The sequence below is a fragment of the Ghiorsea bivora genome (assembly GCF_000744415.1).
GTDB classification, from domain to species: domain Bacteria; phylum Pseudomonadota; class Zetaproteobacteria; order Mariprofundales; family Mariprofundaceae; genus Ghiorsea; species Ghiorsea bivora.
In genome coordinates this window covers 181,578-200,279 of the sequence record NZ_JQLW01000008.1, presented here as the reverse complement: position 1 = coordinate 200,279, position 18,702 = coordinate 181,578, and the positions used below count along the sequence as shown (strand labels likewise).

Here is an 18,702-nt window from a genome sequence, read left to right as displayed (position 1 = left end):
TATTCTCCTTATGCTCTAGCTTCAGCTGTAAGCATGACGTTTGTGCCCGCTTTCACTGCGCTAATAGTTTTTAGTGTATTAAACAACATGATGCAGAAGCCACAGAATACGAGGAATCCACCAAGTGCACGTAATGCATAGAAAGGATGCATAGCAGCAACAGAGTCAGCAAAGGTATAAACCAAGTTACCGTACTCATCAAATGCACGCCACATCAAACCTTGCAATACACCAGAACCCCACATTGCTGTGATGTAGAAAATTGCACCTGTCAAATGAACCCAGAAATGTGTGTTTACAAGTTTTGCAGACCACATTTCAGTATTCCACATACGTGTAATCATGTGATACATCGCGCCAATCGCAATCATTGCGTTCCAGCCCAAAGCACCTGAATGTACATGACCAACTGTCCAGTCAGTGTAGTGAGAAAGTGCATTCACAGATTTCGTACCCATCAATGGGCCTTCAAATGTAGACATACCGTAGAATGCAAGGGCTACAACCATGAAGCGCATCACAGGGTCAGTACGAATTTTATCCCAAGCACCAGACATGGTCATCATACCGTTAATCATACCACCCCAAGATGGGAAGATAAGCGCGATAGACATACCAGCACCTAGAGAAAGTGTCCAATCAGGAATTGCAGTGTAGTGAAGGTGATGTGCGCCAACCCATACATACAAGAAAGTCAAAGACCAAAAGTGCAACACTGATAAACGGTAAGAGTAAATAGGACGGTTCGCATGTTTTGGTACGAAGTAATACATCACACCAATAAAACCCGCTGTTAGGAAGAAACCAACCGCGTTATGTCCCCACCACCATTGTGTCATCGCATCATGAATACCAGCATAAGCAGAATATGAAAAAGTCATATCAACTGGAATACAAAGACCGTTAAACACGAAGATATAAGTTACCATAAACAACATGGTCATGAAGAACCAAAGACCAACGTAGATATGAGACATCTTACGTCTTGCAATTGTGCCTAAGAAAGAAATCGTCATGCAAACCCAAGAAGCTGCCATGATAATGTCAATCCACCACTCTGGCTCATGATACTCTTTGGATTGTGTCCAGCCCAATGGCAAAGTAATCCAAATACAAACCATGGCAAACAACCATAAATATACAGCTGCCCATGCAACTTTTTCAAATGCTACACGTGCATGTGTTGCATGCTGCACCATATAAAAACCTGCACCATACAATAAGAACCCACCAAAACCAAAAATCACGGTGTTGGTATGCACTGGGCGCAGGCGACCAAAGCTTATTTCAGCAACATCAAAGTTTAAAAATGGCCAAGCCAACTCAGATGCAACCCATGTTCCAATGGCCGTACCAACCACACCCATCATAATACCTACGATAACGCAAAACTTAACGATATCGTAATTATATTCGTCTTTTTCAGCTACAGAACTCACGAGTTAGTTCCTCCCTTCTTTTCTTTTTCCAACCTTTCTTGCTCAGCTTTTTTTAATGCTACGCGAATAGCATAAATCACCATGCTAACCGCAAACAGCACAGTAAAAACTGACCAGAATACTACTGGGTCATTGAAAATCCATGCATCAGCATTGAACAAGACATGACCAGGTTTTTCTATTTCATTCATACCTCAACTCCTTTTAATATTAAATTCATCTAACTCTTATTAGATATTAAACTGCGCCTGTTATCATTGATGTAATAGCTACAATCGCAACAAACGTAAAATAATAAACAAATCCTAAGATAAACGGCATATTATCCCTCCTGTTTCTCCATTCGAGAATTTTTCACTTGGCGGAACTTTAAAACCATTAAAATATTTTAACAAGCATTATTTTCCCTACATTGGTTATGGTTTTATATTTGGACTTATGGAAATAGATTCTATACGATTTTGCGCAACTGTAATTTAGATGAATTACAACCAATAATAGTATTATACGGTAAAATTCATCATAATGAAGAACAAAGGAAGGATTTGCTATTATGCCTGAGACACAAACAAAGAAATCAGATTATTTGATTGAGCATGAGGATTATGCTGTTTGGAATATCAATTCGGGTGATTCCACTGTACACGCCCGCCGTATTTCTGGGCGGTTCAGAAATATTAAATGGTTAACCATGGCAACACTTTTAATACCTTTTTTCATTCTACCTTACTTTACGTGGAATGGTAGACAAGCCATTTATTTTGATATCCCAGCCCGTAAATTTTATTTGTTTGATGTCACCATTTGGCCACAAGACTTACTTATTCTTGCTTTGCTGATGTTATTTGCATTTATTCTCTTATTCTCCATGACTGCGATTGCTGGGCGCATTTTTTGTGGAACCATGTGCCCACAAACCATGTGGACAGACTTAATGACCCTTACGGAGCGTTGGGCCGAAGGCTCTGCTCGCCAACGCATCAAGCTGGATGCCATGCCTTGGAACGCAGAGAAAATTCGTAAAAAAGTCTTTAAACATTTGATGTGGGTTACCATTTGCACACTGACTTCCGTAACTTTTCTGGGCTACTTCTCTGGTATAGACAATGCTTGGTCTAAGTTGTTCAACTTAGACTACAATGTGTACGAGTGGGTATCCTTTTGGTTTGTATTCTTTTTATTTTATATCAACACTGGTTTTGTTCGCGAACAAATTTGCAACTGGGTTTGCCCTTATGCCCGTATTCAAGCGGTGATGACAGACAAAGATACGATTACAACCACTTATGATTATCATCGTGGCGAACCACGTGGTCGCGTTAAAAAAGGACAAGATAATAGCGATAAAGGTGATTGTGTAGATTGTAATATGTGCGTATCAGTATGCCCAACAGGTGTCGATATTCGCGATGGCAGTCAGATTGGGTGTATTAACTGCGGTTTATGTATTGATGCATGTGATGATATTATGACCAAAGTTGGACGCGAGAAAGGTTTGATTCGCTTCATGTCCTATCATGAATTAGAAAACAACCTTTCAGCAGGCAAACGTTTTTTACGCCCACGACCTATGATTTATATGTTGGCTACAGCAATTACATTTACTGGTATTATGTACACTATATTCTTCAAGGCAGACTTGGACATGAATGTAAATCATGAGCGCAGCCCAACATATACAGTCATGTCTGACCGTACGATTCAGAATATGTATCATGCTATTATTCTCAATAAAACCGAGTTGGCAGCTAACTTTACCCTGAAAGTTACAGGTATTGATGGCATCACTACCAACTTCGACAATAAAGTGCTTAAACTTACAAGTGGGCAAGCGAAAAAAATTGACCTGCTTGTAAAAGTACCACAAAAGAATTTAAGTGGTGGTCGCCAGCCCATCACACTTAAACTAGAAGCTGTGGATCATCCTGAGCTTACTAAAACCTATGAATCAATGTTCTTTGGACCAGGAAATTAAACCATGAATAAACCCAATAAAAAAAATAAAGCTTTTCGTAGCCCTTATGTATGGTCAGTGCTAGCACTTTTTGCCATTGTATTTACTGTTAACTTTGGATTTGTAACAGCAGCACTTGATACCAGCCCAGGTCTTGTCACTGAAAAATACTACAAATACGGCTTGCAGCAAAATAAATTTGACCGTCAATATCGAACACAAGCAGAGCGCGGGTGGAATGTTGACCTACAAATTGATGATGCCATCCAAGCCAATCAACCCAGCATCATTACTTTGGTTGTTACGGATCAGTATGCACAACCTATCAGCCATGGTCATGCTGAACTAAGGGCATATCGCCCCAGCGATGCTAAAGCTGATGTACTGCTTAATCTTAAGGAAACAGACAAGGAAGGAGTCTATCAGGCAGAGCTAACACTGCTAACACCTGGCATTTGGGATATGAACCTCCTTTTTGCCAAAGATGAAGACAAACACATGTTAAACAAACGTGTAGTCATTAAAGGTAAAAGCAATGAAGAACCTACAACGCTTGAAAAAATCGTTAATTTCATCACACTTTAAACTTTAACATCTGTGAACACACAAAATCCAACAGAAGCACTTGAAGGCACTTGTTTTCATTGTGGTTTAATGCTGACAAAACAAAATATTATTCATGCTGATATCCAAGATGAATCACATGATTTTTGTTGCACCGGTTGCGCTCAAGTATGTGCTATTATCCATGACTCTGGACTGGATTCATTTTATAAATTCGCACCAGAATCACGTGACTGGAACACCCCTGAACAAGCGCCTGAAGATGCCAAACTTTTTGATAGCTTAGAGCTTCAAGCTGACTTTGTTCGCCAGTTTCCTGATGGCACATACCAAGCTGACTTATTGATTGAAGGCATCCATTGTCCAGCTTGTGTTTGGTTAATCGAACAAGCCTTGCAACACATGGATGCCGTCACTTTTGCTGATGTTAGCCTTACGCGCCGTCGTCTTCGTCTACGCTGGAAACCTGATGAGATGTTATTGTCCGAAGCTATTCTAGTAATGGGTAAACTTGGCTACCAAGCTATCCCTTATCAAGAAGACCTTGAACAAAAAGCCAATAAAGCTCGTCGACAAGACCTTCTGTTTCGCATGGCATTTGCAGGTTTTGTATTTGCCAATGTTATGACTGCCGCAGTTTGTTTGTATGGCGGTTCGTTTTTTGGCATTGCCGATGAATGGCGCGCCGTGTTTGAATGGTATTCCATGGTACTTACCTTTGCGGGTATAGCCTATTCTGGGCGTACTTTTTTTATTGGTGCGTGGAAGTCTATCAAAGCAGTTAAACCCAATATGGATTTACCCATTTCAATTGGCATCAGCACCAGCTTTTTATGGTCTTCTTATGTTACCATCTTCAACCCTGACACTGTTGAGCACCATGTTTATTTTGATTCGGTTTCCATGTTTGTGTTTTTGATACTTGTTGGGCGTTTCTTAGAGTCTTCCGCTCGTGAAACAGCAGGCTCAACCACGCGTCATTTATTGGCATTATTACCCCGTGCTGCAAGGTTGATTCATGATAATGGTGATGAGGAACTGATTCCGCTTCGCTCTGTTAAACAAGGTGATATTTTACGCATAAAACCTGGAGACCGCGTACCCGTTGATGGGGAAGTCTTGGACGGGTACTCCGAAGTGGATGAATCCATTATATCTGGTGAATCTCGCCCTCTTATCAAAAAACAAGGTAGTCAAGTCGTTGGCGGCACACAAAACATCTCAGGACAACTCAAAATCAAAGCCACCCACCTTGGACATGAATCAGTGTTATCCCAAATTGTAGAACTTGTAGAACAAGCCCAAGACTCAAAAGTTAAGATTCAGGGTGTTGCAGATAAAATTGTGCCTTGGTTTGTGACTATTATTTTGGCTTTATCGGCTGTGACATTTTTGTATTGGTTTAATCAGGCTGACTTTGCAACCGCAACCATGACTGCTGTCACCGTGCTTATCATTACCTGCCCTTGTGCATTGGGGCTAGCAACACCTATGGCAATTTCCATCGGTGCAGGCCTTGGTGGAAAACTGGGTGTACTCATCAAACGCGGCAGCGCACTGGAACAATTATTACATCTTAATCATATCGTCTTCGATAAAACAGGCACCCTTACCCACGGACAATTGACAGTGGTACACCAGCAAGTCTTGGTCAAAGATGAAAGCCAACTATGGTCGCAAGTTCATGCTTTAGAGCAAGCATCCGAACATCCCTTGGCCCAAGCTATTGTCTCAGCACTAGAACCCTTCCCTACTGATAAAAACTTATCAAAATTTAACAATATTGCAGGGCGTGGTGTTGAAGGAAGTTTTAATGGATCGCTATTACATGTTGGCTCATTGGGTTGGCTTTTATCTGAAGGTATAGTTTTAACCGATGAAATAAGCAAACAACTGCAACACGAAGAACAACAAGGGCATACCTTAGTTGTTATCTTTAATGATAAAGAGCTCTTAGCTTGGGTGGCTCTTGGCGATGAGCTGCGAGACGAATCATCTTCTGTCATTCGTGCCCTTCAATCGCAAGGTGTGATTGTAAGTTTACTCACCGGTGACCGAAAAGCATCAGCGCAAGCCATTGCTGCACAGTTAGATACGCTTGAACCCATTCAAGTGATTGCCGAAGTATTACCAGGTGAAAAAGCTGACAAAATTAAAGCGTTGCAAACCCAAGGTTTTCACGTGGGTATGGTTGGTGATGGTGTGAATGATGCACCAGCACTAACACAAGCTGATGTTGGCATTGCCATGGGGCAAGCTACAGATGTTTCAGCACATGCCGCCGATGTTGTATTGTTGGGAGGCTTAAACAAATTGCCTACTGCATTTAGCCTATCCACACAAACCATGAAAACCATCAAACAAAACCTTGCTTTATCCTTGGGCTACAATATCTTGGTTATTCCACTTGCAATGGGTGGTATGATTCATCCATTGTTTGCAGCTATTGCAATGCCTGTTTCTTCTTTATTGGTTATAGGCAATGCTTTGCTCATTCATAAACGCGTCAAAGGATAACTGATATGGATATTATTTTAATGCTGATTCCAGCTGCGCTACTCTTTAGTATCATTGCCTTGCTAGTCTTTCGTTGGTCAGTCAAATCTGACCAATATGATGATATGGCAGGTGAGGCATTCCGCATACTTATGGATGATGAAGATATGATTCCTGAATCTGCAAAAAAAGTGCCTCACGCAGACCTTAAAAAGAAAGAATTAGAAAACAAATCAGATGGTGGCGCGAATTAAATGATGTGGAAAATATCTCTTGCACTGATTCTTATTGTTGGCTCAGCTACATTTTACATTACCAGTTCCGTTTATAAGCAGTCTGGAGAGTCCACAAAACAACGAACTTTCTTTGATGAAAAACAACATCTGCATGTTATGGGAATTGTACTGGGTGAAAGCACTGTTCGTGATGCTGAACTGGCATTTAGGAGCCGTACTGATGCGGCTTTATTTTTATACCCTAAAGAAACAAAAGAAGGGCAAGAAGCGCAATATACGGGTAAGCTTGAAGCCTATTTCCCATCCATTGCCGACCACAGTAAAGTATTACTCACATTAAAAATTACGGATACGGCATTAGAAGCTATACGTAAACGTAGCGCTAGCCCACGAATATACCCCAACGGGGTGATTCGCATGAACTTATCCAGTCAAGATATTTTGGCTGTGCGACGCATGATAATTACTGAAATGTCACTTATTCCAAGTGTACAACTTACAGAAGAAATAATTATGGCACAATTTGGTAAACCTGAATCGGTAACCAACACCAGCCCAAATATCACAGTATATACGTTTCCCAAAATTGGTTTGGTTGCAACCATCAATCAGGATGACAACGATAAACTAACGTTTAATAACCCATAACTTCCTTAAAACAGGCATAAAAAAGGCGACCCAAGGTCGCCTTTTTACAAAACACTTTATTCAATTAAGAATTAATGACCACGTGGATCTGGTTTTTCATTTGTTTCAATACCTGCCACTTTATAAATTGGGCAACGACTCGTCAAACCTGTAACAACCAATACCAATCCCACAATAATAAATATCATGCTCATAGCACCGCCATCTTCAGTGAACCAACCACCCAAGGCAAAACCAAGACCAAAAACAACACGTAAAGTACGATCTACTGTTCCAACATTACTATTCATTCCTCACTCCTCCGCTCTATTTAAAACACCCTCAAGTGATGAGAATCACTATGGTATCCATTTTTATTTTGAGCGTATTATACAGGATAATAAGTCACCTGCCAAGATTTCTCTTGCTGCATTAGAAATTATACTCAAAATACCTCTTTTCCTTGTCAATGCATCAACATCGGCAATAATCATTCCATTCCAAAACAAAAGGATTATTTATGTCAACCAAGTGGGTTTATCGCATCATTGCAGGTCTAGCTATTGCAGCCGTATTATACGTTCTTTTTCCAAACAGTGAACCCAACCCTCGTCCAACCTGGTGGAATATCCAACCAGGTTCTAATACTTTAACTGTGTTGGGCTTAAGCTTAAATAAAAGTCAACTTAATGATGCTATAAATACCCTGAAAACACCGCCCAAGGTTGCCCTTTTCACCCGCCGCCAAGGTAAAAACCAACCTGAGCCACCCATGCACCTTGAAGCATTTTTTGCAGATGTTTTTGATGAAGGTGATAATGTTATTATAACACTGCTTGCCGACAAAAAACTACTGCAACACATTAAAAAAGAAGCATATCAACCCGAATGGATGCCCAATGATGTGATTCGGGTTGGCATAAGACAAAAATTATACCCTAGCTTGCAACACCTCACTATTAGCAGCATCACAATACTTGCAGGGCGACAAATTAAATTTGAGGCTTTTCAAGAACATTTTGGCAAACCTGATAAAATTCTCAGCGATAGGCAGGGCAACGCACATTTTCTTTATCCACAACTGGGGTTAGACTTAATTCAGCCAGCTGGTGGTGCACATATTTTGCAATTTGTGTCACCCGATGTGTTTGACCAAGAGCTCCTACAGCCACTGGTGAATAATCAACAGAAATAGGAACAACAAATCATGACAACACTTTTAGGCGCAGCATTTTTGGTGGGTTTTTTAGGCAGCTTACATTGTGTAGGGATGTGTGGAGGGCTTGTCACAACTCTTGCTATGTCTCAAAAAAGGACATGGTGGACTGGGCTTATAAGTTACCAACTGGGTCGAATACTCACTTACACATTTTTAGGTTTATTGGCTGGCATGATGGGCATGGTGATTACCCAAGTGACTTGGTTTGCAGATGTGCAACGTGGTCTCACGCTATTTGCAGGTAGTTTGATGATACTTTTCGGGCTTACCCTTGCAGGCTCGGTGCCTGACCCATTGGTAAAAATAATGTCACAATTGAGTCGCGTGGTTGGGCTAAGTAAATGGATTTATACTGCGACAAATAGTCGCATGCCCATGAGTTGGTTCATGGTTGGTTTATTCAATGGTTTATTACCTTGTGGTTTGGTCTATGCAGGTTTAGCACTTAGCCTAACCTCTGGCAGTATAGGGTTATCGGCTGCCATGATGATGGCTTTTGGATTGGGCACTGTGCCAGCGATGATGTTTGTACCTGTGGTGCTCAAATCAGCATCACCCAAAGCGCGTGGCTGGGTTTTAAAAATTGCTGCAATACTACTGATTTTAATGGGTGCATTCACCATGATTCGCGGCAGTGCCTTCATGCATAGCATGCATGATATGGATAATATGCAAGGCATGAATCACTCTGGGCATTCTATGCCCATGAACCATGAGATGCATCCCAACACACATACCATGCCAAAAATGAACATGGAAGGTATAAACATGGATGATATGGACATGCAAAATATGAATATGGATGGTATAAAAGAATAAATGTCGTGGTTTGCCTTTATTGAACTTTCGCTGTTTTTTATCCTTGCCGCTATTGTTGCTTGGGTATTCTTTAAACCTGTGAAAAAAAAGAAAACGGATACCCATAAATCTGACCATTCGTAATTGTCACAAAAACACACTAGACTTGCCTCGCGAAGTGGCTCGGATGGTCGCGCTATGCTTCAATAGCATAGGGAGGAAAGTCCGGGCTGCAAAGAGCAGGATGCTGGATAACATCCAGTGGGGGCAACCCTAGGAAAGTGCCACAGAGACTAGACCGCCATGTGGCAACACATGGTAAGGGTGAAAGGGTGCGGTAAGAGCGCACCGCTTGGCTTGGTGACAAGCCAAGGCTTAGGTAAACCCCATCCGCAGCAAGACCAAATAGGAAGTCGTTAAGCGTGGCTCGCGCGTGGCTTCGGGTAGGTTGCTTGAGGCTGCTGGCAACAGTAGTCCAGATGAATGATCATCGCTTTTGTTTGGTAACAAACAAAAGCACAGAACCCGGCTTACAGAGCCACTTCGCAATGTTTTTTTATTAACAGGGGAATGTATGTTCAAGGTTCTTAAAGTATTATTTGGGCTTATTGTCTTCATTATTTTGGCTTTATTGGCAGCGCCATTTTTTATTGATGTCAATGACTATAAACCCGAAATCAGCAAAGCTGTACATGATGCGACGGGAAGAAATGTGCAGATTGAACATATCCAACTTTCTGCTTTCCCATGGGTGGGTTTAACCCTCAAAAATGTACAACTTGAAAATGCCCCTGGGTTTCAACATCAGCATATGATCACCATTGATACAGTGGATATCCAACTCGAACTTATACCACTGTTAAACAAACAAATCGAAGTCAAACGCTTTCTCTTAGACACACCCAAGATTTGGCTTGAGCAACGCGGAGATGCATCCAACAACTGGCAAGACTTACAACCAACCCCAACCCATGCCAAAGCAGCCACCACAACACCCGCAGTGCGTGCCAACAAAACCAAGTCAAGCAGTGTGGTGCGCTCCCCTATCGCGCTTAATGCAGATTTATTACAACTCAAAAATGGTCAAGTGATTTGGTCTGACACAGCCAATGGAAAGCTTGTGGTTTCTGATATTCAATTAACCATTAAAGATTTACAACTGACCAAACCCATTCAAATTGAGTTATCTGCCAAACTGGATAAAAATCCTTTCGAGGTAAACGCCGAAGTTGGCCCCCTTGGCGACTTCAACACATTGGCTGTTAATAAACTACCCGTTCGTCTCCAGTTTAAAACGCAAGGTTTCTCACTTGCCCCATTTTCAGCATGGTTGCCCGATTTAGAAGCTGCACAAGTGGAACAATTTGGCGACCTTAAAGCGGCAAAAGTAGACCTTAATATTTCCCTTGAACAACATAAAGACAGTGCGATTGCCAGCAGTGGTAAGCTGCAGCTGCAACTCAAAGACAAGCTTGATATGGCATGGAAACTGAATGCAAAAGCGCTTAAATCCATGCATATTCAAGACCTTGATGTCAGCATCAATGACACACAAGTTGCGAATATATCAGGTAATATCAAAAATATTACGCAATCGCCAAGTTATGAGCTTCGCATTGAAACAGCCAAACTGCAGCGCATCTGGCTCAATCATTTCTCGCCCAGTTTACAAGCTTTATACTTGCACCACCCCGAACCGTGGGAAAGCATCAAATTGGGTGCATTGATTGCAGGGGATGCGGATATTCTCGATATTCGTGACCTACAACTCCAACTCAACGATGAACATGTGCAAGCATCGGGCAATCTCGCATGGGGTGAAGCACCTGATATTCAACTGCGCATCACAACCAATACTCTGCATTTAGACCCTTGGTTGCCCCAAAGTGAAGCGAAACAAGCTGAAAATACGCAAACAACCGCCGAAGTACAAAATAGTTCGGAACAAAATGATGCAGAACAAAATGGCGCAGTGAAAAATGATGTAGAGCCAGACTTAACCTTCTTAAAACCATGGTATCTCTCACTACAGCTGAGTGCCAAACGTATCGATGTTATCAACCTCCAACTTGATAATCTTAGGCTTACCTTAAGCACTGAAAAAGGTGTGGTACGTTTAAATCCACTCAAGTTTGAAGTTGCAGGTGGCAGAGTGTCTGAAAACTTCACTTTATATACCAATACTTACCCTGCGACATGGAAAGAATCGATGAAGTTGAATGGTGTATCCGTGCAACCTATTCTCAAAGCCGTTGCCGATTTTGATAAACTTTCGGGCACTGCCACCTTAAACACCAGTCTATCAGGCAAAGGTTTACTTCCTGCAAACATCAGCAAAAATTTAAACGGCAATGGTCATTTTGTATTTGAAGATGGTCAATTTGAAGGTGTGGATATTGCCAAAGAAGTACGCAAGTTTAAAAAACAAGATACACCATCACAAAACACCACAGATTTTGCCCAAATGCAAGGCAGTTTCCGCATTCATAAAGGGGTACTCACCAACAACGACCTCTATATGGCATCCCCCTTATTCCGCCTTACAGGTAAAGGTAAGTTATACCTTGACCCACTCAAACTGGACTACCATGTGCGCCCTCGTTTAATTGAGTCTCTGGCTGGGCAAGGTGGCAGCCGAGCTGACCGTGGTATCGAAGTCCCACTGCATATTTCAGGACCAATCGATAATATTCAGGTGTCCGTAGAGTTCGACAAAGATGCCTTGCTCAATAGCGCAGCAGCAATCAACAATGCCGCAGGCAAACCCATTGGTGGTGTAGGCGGCAAAGTGCTCGACCAAGGTTTTATCAAAACCCGCGATGAAGAAATCGCCAAAGCCAAGGCAGAAGCCAAACGAAAAGCCGATGCAAAAATTGCAGCTGAAAAAGCACGTTTACAAGCTGATGCCAAGAAAAAAGCTGAAGAAAAATTGAAAAATATGTTCAAAGGTTTTGGTTTTTAAAACATGCATATCTTTGAACACATGCGTTTGCACCCAGAACGCCCCCAAATCAGACAAATCAAACATGCCGCCAAGCTGCTCAACGATGGCTGTTTTGCCGTCGTGCCCACGGAAACCACCTATGCCATCATGGTACTACCCACCGCACTCAAAGCCCAAGAAAACATTCGCCAGCTTCGCGGTTTGGATGAACATCATTTATGGTCATTGGTATGCAAAGATTTAAAACAAGCTTCCCAGTTTGTAAGCATAGACAATCCTTCGCATCGAATCCTAAAACATCATTTACCAGGGCCGTACACCTTCATTTTACCCGCCAACTCCAAGCTTCCCAAACGCATTTTTGGCAAACGCAAAGATGTCGGCATTCGTATGCCCGACCATGCCGTGTGTTCCATGCTTTTAGAAGAACTTGGCGAACCACTATTGGCTACATCCATGCAATTCCCCGATGAAGATTTCATCGCCACCGACCCTGATGCTATCGAACCCCGCATCAAACACCTGAATGCCGTACTACTCGATGCAGGTTGGGGTGACATGACCCCCACCACGATTATCGACTTATGTGATGACAGCCCACAAGTTTTACGTCAAGGTCTTGGTGAGTGGGAAGTTTAGAAACCAATAAACAATCAATTATTTTACCTTTATGATACAACAACTTATGCATAAATGGCTCTGCCGACCTTTGGGGAAAGGTAAGGAGGTGATGATATGACACAGCAAAGAGAAGCACGGGATGATGCAGAATGGTATCACTTTGATATTCACGGTGCGTGAGCTGCTAAGTTTTCTACTTTTAACCATGATTACACACCACAATTAGCGCCTATCAATGTGCCATTGCCTCAAGGTGTGCCTGAATCTATCTCGGCATTTTCACCTGGTACATTACAGGATAAGGTGGTTGACCCGTATCTTGGTATTGCAAAATTACGACAGCAATTTGAGGGTAAAGGTCGCCGTCTTGGGGGGGTATCTCATTCTATTGCGTGGGTTGCGGTTAAAAGATAATCGGAATTGGGGTAAATACAGCCTTGATGGTCGATTGCCGCAATGGAAAGATATTGTGATGGATGTGCATAGTATCGGCATGACCCATGAGTTCTTGCCCGAAGTGCATACGTTCGCTGTATTGCACCTTAATTATTGCCTTGGCTTTAATTATAGATTACCATCAAAAAGCCATCCCATTGGCATAAAAAACCAGCCCATAATTATTCAAAAAAACCACCCAGTATTTTTTTACACGGAATAGGGTATAGCAATGCACATCTTTCCTGTGTCCTCCAGTCCTGTACCCAGTAAACCACTCAACCTGATGGTGAAGACGTTTGACTTCATAACCTTTCAACATGAATAATACCAAGGTGGCTTTTTGAATAATTATGGGCTGGTCTACTCAATGGTTATACGTTGGCTTTTTGCATGTTATTTTATATTAATGAGCGCAGGTTGAATTATCACGATACTATTCGTATGTATGACCGTGATATTAAAGGTGCGAAAAATGCAGAAGAACGGCAAATGGAAATTGATAGTCTGCACAAGTTTCGTAACCATGCTCAACAGAGTGTGAATGTAGGTAACGCAGAAGATTTTTACGAAATGCTAGATTTATTTAAGCGTCCTGCGCAACTGCGCCAAATTCTTATGCCACCTGATACGGTACGCATCCCCGAAGAAGGTTTGAACCTTGATTGGGTGGACTTGGAGCGGTCTGTAAAACGCTTGTGTGAAGATATGATGGACAATGGCTTTTTATGTGTGAGTGATATTGATATTATTGCATGTGACAGCCTTGGTGCATACACCGTGGGTATTGGTCAAGATAGGTATATCCCGCCTATTTGGGCGAACTATGGTAATAACTTTGCGTGGGGCGCATGTTTGCGTGATTGGTTGCCTGATACGGAAGCGTCTATGCATGAGTTGAAACACTTTTTGTTTGACCGCTATAGACTAAGCACCACTGAATATTTTGCCCGCCCAATGGATGATGGTTGGCGTTCGTGGTTTGACCCTGACACAGTTGCTTGGTTTGATAGTATTCGCGCTGAATACGAAGCTGAAATGAAAAAACAGCAGAAATAGTGGTTGCAAATGATTTCAAAGACTTAGCTTCATTGTTGTTTATACCCCTAGCCGTTGTTAGGGGCTTTTTTTGGTTGTAATGTAGCCTAACAGCTCAAGGAATCATCACCCTTTAGGGCTAATACGAGTAAGATGAACAAGTGCAAACTAAAGTGAAGCGTAGATTTAAACAACTTGAGTTGGTAAAAATCAATGATTGAAGAAAGAGAACTTCACACTTGCTCTATGGGGCTGCATAAGCTTTCACCCTACTAATCAGCTTGCACTTCTTGTGAGAAAAAACCACCTTTTTAAGTGACTTTTTCATTGAGCCAAGTCTTGATTAGACTTTGATACGGCACGTCCATTTTGTTTGCTTTTACCTTAATTTTAGCAAGTAAATCTTCAGGCAATCGCAGGCTGATTGCTTTAGTTGTCGGTTTGAGACTGGGAAACACGGCAAGCTGGGTTTTGCTCATATCCACATAGTCGGTGCTATCATGAGTTTCCCAAAACTCACGTTCTTCTTGTTCGTTTTTGAAATCAGGTATTGTTTTCATAGTGTTCTTTCTCCTTTTTGTGCATTTTTCTTGCTGAAATAACACGGATTTGATCATTCCGTATAGTGAAAGTGATATGCAACAATTTTGCATAATCTGTTTTTCCATAGGCGTGAAATCGTAGCTCGTTTTGACTGTGTTTTACATCATCGAGCAACAGCAACGGCATATTAAAAAACACTTGCTTCGCTTCGCTTTCGCTTATGCTGTGCTTGTCCTGGCTTTTACGCTCATTGCCTGCATCCCACTCGAACCCTGTAATTTCAGAAAGTGAAATCATGTGTTTTTTTCTGCCCAGCCGATAAGAAAACTGCGGCAACATCAGCACGTTCTTTTTGGTCGTGGTATTTGCAGAACTTATCACGATCGTTCACTTCTTTCTTGCAGTCTGTAAAAAACATTTATTCATTTTCTCCTTTCCCTTGTTTAGAGTATATTACCATAATATACACAATGCGTCAAACATTTATTTTTAGAGCATTAGGGTCAGGTCTTGCCTCGCGTATTTCCTTCGTCTGACTATTCATTCAAGTGCACCAAGCTTAGCCTATTGTAATAAGGGAGCGATAGCCTTTCACTACAAGAACGTATTGAAATGTTGACCAACTAGACCAATATTGATAAATTAGACCTAAAAAGAGGTGTTTCTATGATTGTAAACCTATCAGAAGCCAAGGCAAACTTATCTAAACTCGTAAATATGGCATATCACGGTGAAAAAATCGTGATTGCAAAGAATAATACACCACTTGTGGATTTGGTGGTGCATAAGCCAGATGCCCCTCGAAAGCTTGGGTTATTAGCTGGTCAATTTACCACGCCTGATGATATTTTAGATGAAGATGAAAGCATCACAGCCATGTTTGATGATGCCATCAAATGAACATTATCATCGACACCCATATCTTCCTTTGGGCATTATCTGAGCCACATAAAATTTCAGAAAAGAAGCAAGCCGAACTCAAAACACCTGCAAATACCATTTATGTGAGCTCTATTACTATGGTTGAACTGATGCTTAAAACATCGGTTGGTATATTAAATATCAAGTTTGATCCTGTAGATGCGGCGCAACAAAGTGGCTTTGAACTTCTCGATTTTAGCGCGAAAGATGCCATGCCACTGAAAGATATGCCCTTTCACCATAAAGACCCGTTTGATCGCATGCTGATTGCACAAAGTGTAGCTCGCAAGTTTCATTTGATGTCAGATGAAACCAAGTTCAAAGCATACGGCTGCAAGCTGATATAAACCTATAGTATCTGAATCAGGCTTGGCGGAAAATAGGTTCGGCTTTGCTTCGCGCATTTCCATAGTTGTCAAAACTAAGGTTCAAAAGCCCTCACATTGCATATCCAAGGCATCACGATAGCTTGCGCGCACTTATCATTTATTCGTCACACGAGGTAAACCCATGAATCATTCCGCACTCACTGCCCTATCCCCGCTTGATGGGCGTTATGCCAATAAAGTTGGCGACTTACGCCCTATTTTTAGTGAGTTTGGATTGATTAAAGCCCGTGTCTTGGTGGAAGTGCGCTGGTTGCAGATGTTGGCAGCACACAAGGATATTCAAGAAGTAAGCAGCTTATCGGCGGAAGCCAATGCTTTTTTGGATGCTATTGTTGATAACTTCTCTGAAGCTGATGCCCAAGCGGTGAAAGACATTGAAAAAACCACCAACCATGATGTGAAAGCCGTGGAATATTTCCTCAAAGATAAGGTGGCAGACCAAGCCGAACTCAATGCGGTATCTGAATTTATTCACTTTGCCTGCACATCCGAAGACATCAACAACCTATCCTACGGGCTGATGCTTAAAGAAGCGCGGGATACCGTGTTGCTTCCAGCTTTAGACAACACCATTGCCAAAATGGAAAACATGGCATCCGACATGGCAGCTATCCCTATGCTTGCGCGCACCCACGGGCAACCTGCATCACCCACCACCATGGGCAAAGAGTGGATGAATGTGGTCGCCCGATTAGATAGGCAACGCGCTCAAATTACAGACGTGGTCATTTCAGGGAAAATCAATGGTGCAACGGGTAATTTTAATGCGCATTTGATTGCCTACCCCGAAGTGGATTGGTTAAACACTGCCAAAGGTTTTGTGGAGTCTTTAGGGCTTGCTTGGAGCCCATATACCACCCAAATTGAGCCGCATGATTATATTGCAGAGCTGAATCAAGCAACATCGCGTTTTAATACTATTATCATTGATTTTAGCCGTGATATTTGGGGTTATATTTCTATGGGTTTCTTCAAACAAAAGGTGATTGCTGGCGAAGTCGGTTCATCGGCTATGCCACATAAGGTCAACCCAATTGATTTTGAAAATGCGGAAGGCAATTTAGGTTTAGCCAATGCCATGTTGCATCATTTGGCAGAAAAACTGCCGATTTCTCGTTGGCAACGCGATTTAACCGACTCAACTGTGTTGCGTAACCTTGGTGTGGGTTTTGGTTATACTATGCTTGCACTTTCTTCACTTGACCGTGGTTTGAGTAAGTTGGAAGTCAACGAAGGTAAAATGTTGGAAGATTTGGATAACACTTGGGAAGTATTGGCAGAAGCCGTACAAACCGTGATGCGCCGTTATGCGTTGCCAAACCCTTATGAACAGCTTAAAGCGCTGACCCGTGGCAAAGGTATCAATGCTGAACGCATTCGTGAATTCATTGAAAACCTAGATATTCCCGAAGATGCCAAAGCTAGACTTAAAGATATTACACCTGCTGATTATATTGGTAATGCTGCAAGCATGGGTAAAAAGAAACATACGCTTTAAAAGCTATACACCTCAAGCTTTGGTCTCATGTTGCAATTCAGCTTGTAAAGCACTGGCAAGGTAAGTAGCACATTTCCTTGCCAGTGGTGTAGCATGGTGAGGCAGAAGCAAACTCATTGGGCGAGATAATGTTGGGTTGAGTGGCCGCGTGGTTAACACGTGCTCTCCTGTTGGTAAACAATATTGCGAGACCACACCAATGCCCAAGCCTTGACGCACAGCTTCCAGCACAGCTGAAACGCCACCCAAACACAAATCAATATGAGGTAAGGTTTGGTTTCGCGTGAAAAACACTTGCTCCAACACCGCGCGTGTACCTGAGCCTTGCTCTCGCCATACCATACGATGTTCCCTTAAATGCGATACATCAAGGGCTTGATACTGTGCCAGCGGATGGTCATGACGCATCACCACCACAATATGGTCTTGCCCAAGATGCTGAACATGACAACTGGAACCAAGCCCTGTGGGTAATGGTTGCTCCACCAAACCAAAGTCATAAGCATCCATATGCTCAAATACATATTGGCTATTATAACTGCCTACCGAAAGCTCCACATGAGGTACAAGCTTACGAAAAGCAGGTAATACACGCGGTAACAATGCATTGGCAATGGTTTGACTAGCTGCAATATAAACTTTCCCCGCATCCAAGCCTTGTGCCTGTTGTATAAATGAGGCGGTATCTTGCAAGGCTTGCTGCACACCAAGTGCATATTGATAAAATGCTTCTCCCGTTGGTGTCACCTTAACCCCACGCCCATCTCGCTGATACAATTGTAACCCTGTATCTTGCTGTAAATATTTGAGTTGGTTGGATATCGCAGGTTGTGTCAAATGTCTTAACTTTGCCGCAGCATGAATACTCCCCGTTTGCACAAGGGCAACAAAACTTAGTAATTGCTCTGTATTCAAAGACATCGCACAAACATATCATAAATCATGATGAATTATATCACTATTTATCAATTTTAATAATC

Annotated in this window: 21 protein-coding genes and 1 other RNA gene; 16 read left to right on the top strand and 6 right to left on the bottom strand. The window is 42.1% G+C overall.

What is annotated here, in order from left to right; translation table 11 throughout:
* Positions 1-8: 8 nt before the first annotated feature.
* Together ccoN and DM09_RS06910 are read right to left on the bottom strand one after the other, a co-directional pair.
* Positions 9-1,439: a cytochrome-c oxidase, cbb3-type subunit I gene (gene ccoN / locus DM09_RS06915; protein WP_038249038.1), complete on the bottom strand. Its 1,431-nt coding sequence runs from the start codon at positions 1,437-1,439 to the stop codon at positions 9-11.
* Positions 1,436-1,630 (bottom strand): hypothetical protein, encoded by a 195-nt coding sequence (locus tag DM09_RS06910; RefSeq protein WP_038249036.1) that lies wholly within the window; start codon positions 1,628-1,630, stop codon positions 1,436-1,438. Before DM09_RS06910 ends, ccoN begins: the two co-directional genes overlap by 4 nt.
* Positions 1,631-1,992: 362 nt before the next feature.
* Between DM09_RS06910 and ccoG the strand changes: the two genes are divergently transcribed.
* From ccoG to DM09_RS06885, 5 genes are read left to right on the top strand one after another with little or no spacing between them, the layout of a single operon-like run.
* Positions 1,993-3,414, top strand: a complete 1,422-nt coding sequence (ccoG, locus tag DM09_RS06905) for a cytochrome c oxidase accessory protein CcoG (RefSeq protein ID WP_038249034.1) — start codon at positions 1,993-1,995, stop codon at positions 3,412-3,414.
* 3 nt (positions 3,415-3,417) lie between these two features.
* On the top strand, positions 3,418-3,978 hold the full coding sequence (locus DM09_RS06900; RefSeq protein ID WP_038249031.1) for a FixH family protein: 561 nt from the start codon (positions 3,418-3,420) through the stop codon (positions 3,976-3,978).
* Positions 3,979-3,990: 12 nt separating this feature from the next.
* Positions 3,991-6,474, top strand: a complete 2,484-nt coding sequence (locus DM09_RS06895) for a heavy metal translocating P-type ATPase (RefSeq protein ID WP_038249028.1) — start codon at positions 3,991-3,993, stop codon at positions 6,472-6,474.
* Positions 6,475-6,479: 5 nt separating this feature from the next.
* Positions 6,480-6,707 carry a cbb3-type cytochrome oxidase assembly protein CcoS gene (gene ccoS, locus DM09_RS11375; protein WP_038249025.1) on the top strand — a complete coding sequence of 76 codons (228 nt, stop codon included), beginning with the start codon at positions 6,480-6,482 and terminating at the stop codon, positions 6,705-6,707.
* Positions 6,708-7,337 carry a hypothetical protein gene (locus DM09_RS06885; RefSeq protein ID WP_051938266.1) on the top strand — a complete coding sequence of 210 codons (630 nt, stop codon included), beginning with the start codon at positions 6,708-6,710 and terminating at the stop codon, positions 7,335-7,337.
* A gap of 71 nt (positions 7,338-7,408) precedes the next feature.
* On the opposite strand, the gene DM09_RS06880 is transcribed toward DM09_RS06885, so the two are convergent.
* Positions 7,409-7,627 carry a YgaP family membrane protein gene (locus DM09_RS06880; RefSeq protein WP_038249022.1) on the bottom strand — a complete coding sequence of 73 codons (219 nt, stop codon included), beginning with the start codon at positions 7,625-7,627 and terminating at the stop codon, positions 7,409-7,411.
* Positions 7,628-7,836: 209 nt separating this feature from the next.
* Here DM09_RS06880 and DM09_RS06875 point away from each other — a divergent pair, with 209 nt between their 5' ends.
* The 8 genes from DM09_RS06875 to DM09_RS06850 all read left to right on the top strand — a co-directional run bounded on the left by DM09_RS06875 (position 7,837) and on the right by DM09_RS06850 (position 14,392).
* Complete coding sequence (locus DM09_RS06875; protein ID WP_038249019.1) at positions 7,837-8,511, top strand: hypothetical protein; 675 nt, start codon at positions 7,837-7,839, stop codon at positions 8,509-8,511.
* Between the two features lie 12 nt (positions 8,512-8,523).
* Positions 8,524-9,354 carry a sulfite exporter TauE/SafE family protein gene (locus DM09_RS06870; RefSeq protein WP_051938265.1) on the top strand — a complete coding sequence of 277 codons (831 nt, stop codon included), beginning with the start codon at positions 8,524-8,526 and terminating at the stop codon, positions 9,352-9,354.
* On the top strand, positions 9,355-9,477 hold the full coding sequence (locus tag DM09_RS11790) for a hypothetical protein (protein WP_269764229.1): 123 nt from the start codon (positions 9,355-9,357) through the stop codon (positions 9,475-9,477).
* Between the two features lie 31 nt (positions 9,478-9,508).
* Positions 9,509-9,882: RNase P RNA component class A (gene rnpB / locus DM09_RS11135), an RNA gene on the top strand.
* A gap of 25 nt (positions 9,883-9,907) precedes the next feature.
* Positions 9,908-12,295, top strand: a complete 2,388-nt coding sequence (locus DM09_RS06865; RefSeq protein WP_051938264.1) for an AsmA family protein — start codon at positions 9,908-9,910, stop codon at positions 12,293-12,295.
* A 3-nt stretch (positions 12,296-12,298) separates the two neighbouring features.
* Entirely contained in the window at positions 12,299-12,916 is a 618-nt protein-coding gene (locus DM09_RS06860) for an L-threonylcarbamoyladenylate synthase (RefSeq protein ID WP_038249015.1), read from the top strand.
* A 219-nt stretch (positions 12,917-13,135) separates the two neighbouring features.
* Positions 13,136-13,312 (top strand): hypothetical protein, encoded by a 177-nt coding sequence (locus tag DM09_RS11590; RefSeq protein ID WP_198401655.1) that lies wholly within the window; start codon positions 13,136-13,138, stop codon positions 13,310-13,312.
* A 414-nt stretch (positions 13,313-13,726) separates the two neighbouring features.
* Positions 13,727-14,392 carry a hypothetical protein gene (locus DM09_RS06850; protein ID WP_038249010.1) on the top strand — a complete coding sequence of 222 codons (666 nt, stop codon included), beginning with the start codon at positions 13,727-13,729 and terminating at the stop codon, positions 14,390-14,392.
* Between the two features lie 290 nt (positions 14,393-14,682).
* On the opposite strand, the gene DM09_RS06845 is transcribed toward DM09_RS06850, so the two are convergent.
* Positions 14,683-14,931 (bottom strand): BrnA antitoxin family protein, encoded by a 249-nt coding sequence (locus DM09_RS06845; protein WP_038249007.1) that lies wholly within the window; start codon positions 14,929-14,931, stop codon positions 14,683-14,685.
* Positions 14,915-15,295 carry a BrnT family toxin gene (locus tag DM09_RS06840; protein ID WP_318024151.1) on the bottom strand — a complete coding sequence of 127 codons (381 nt, stop codon included), beginning with the start codon at positions 15,293-15,295 and terminating at the stop codon, positions 14,915-14,917. The genes DM09_RS06845 and DM09_RS06840 overlap by 17 nt, the downstream gene beginning before the upstream one ends.
* A 285-nt stretch (positions 15,296-15,580) precedes the next feature.
* Here DM09_RS06840 and DM09_RS06835 point away from each other — a divergent pair, with 285 nt between their 5' ends.
* From DM09_RS06835 to purB, 3 genes are all read left to right on the top strand, one after another.
* Positions 15,581-15,814: a type II toxin-antitoxin system Phd/YefM family antitoxin gene (locus DM09_RS06835; protein WP_038249003.1), complete on the top strand. Its 234-nt coding sequence runs from the start codon at positions 15,581-15,583 to the stop codon at positions 15,812-15,814.
* A complete protein-coding gene (locus tag DM09_RS06830; RefSeq protein ID WP_038248999.1) occupies positions 15,811-16,182 on the top strand; it encodes a type II toxin-antitoxin system VapC family toxin in 372 nt (123 codons plus the stop codon). The genes DM09_RS06835 and DM09_RS06830 overlap by 4 nt, the downstream gene beginning before the upstream one ends.
* A 163-nt stretch (positions 16,183-16,345) precedes the next feature.
* Entirely contained in the window at positions 16,346-17,722 is a 1,377-nt protein-coding gene (gene purB / locus DM09_RS06825; RefSeq protein WP_038248997.1) for an adenylosuccinate lyase, read from the top strand.
* Positions 17,723-17,734: 12 nt separating this feature from the next.
* Here purB and DM09_RS06820 read toward each other — a convergent pair whose 3' ends face one another.
* On the bottom strand, positions 17,735-18,643 hold the full coding sequence (locus DM09_RS06820) for a LysR family transcriptional regulator (protein ID WP_038248994.1): 909 nt from the start codon (positions 18,641-18,643) through the stop codon (positions 17,735-17,737).
* Positions 18,644-18,702 lie beyond the last annotated feature (59 nt).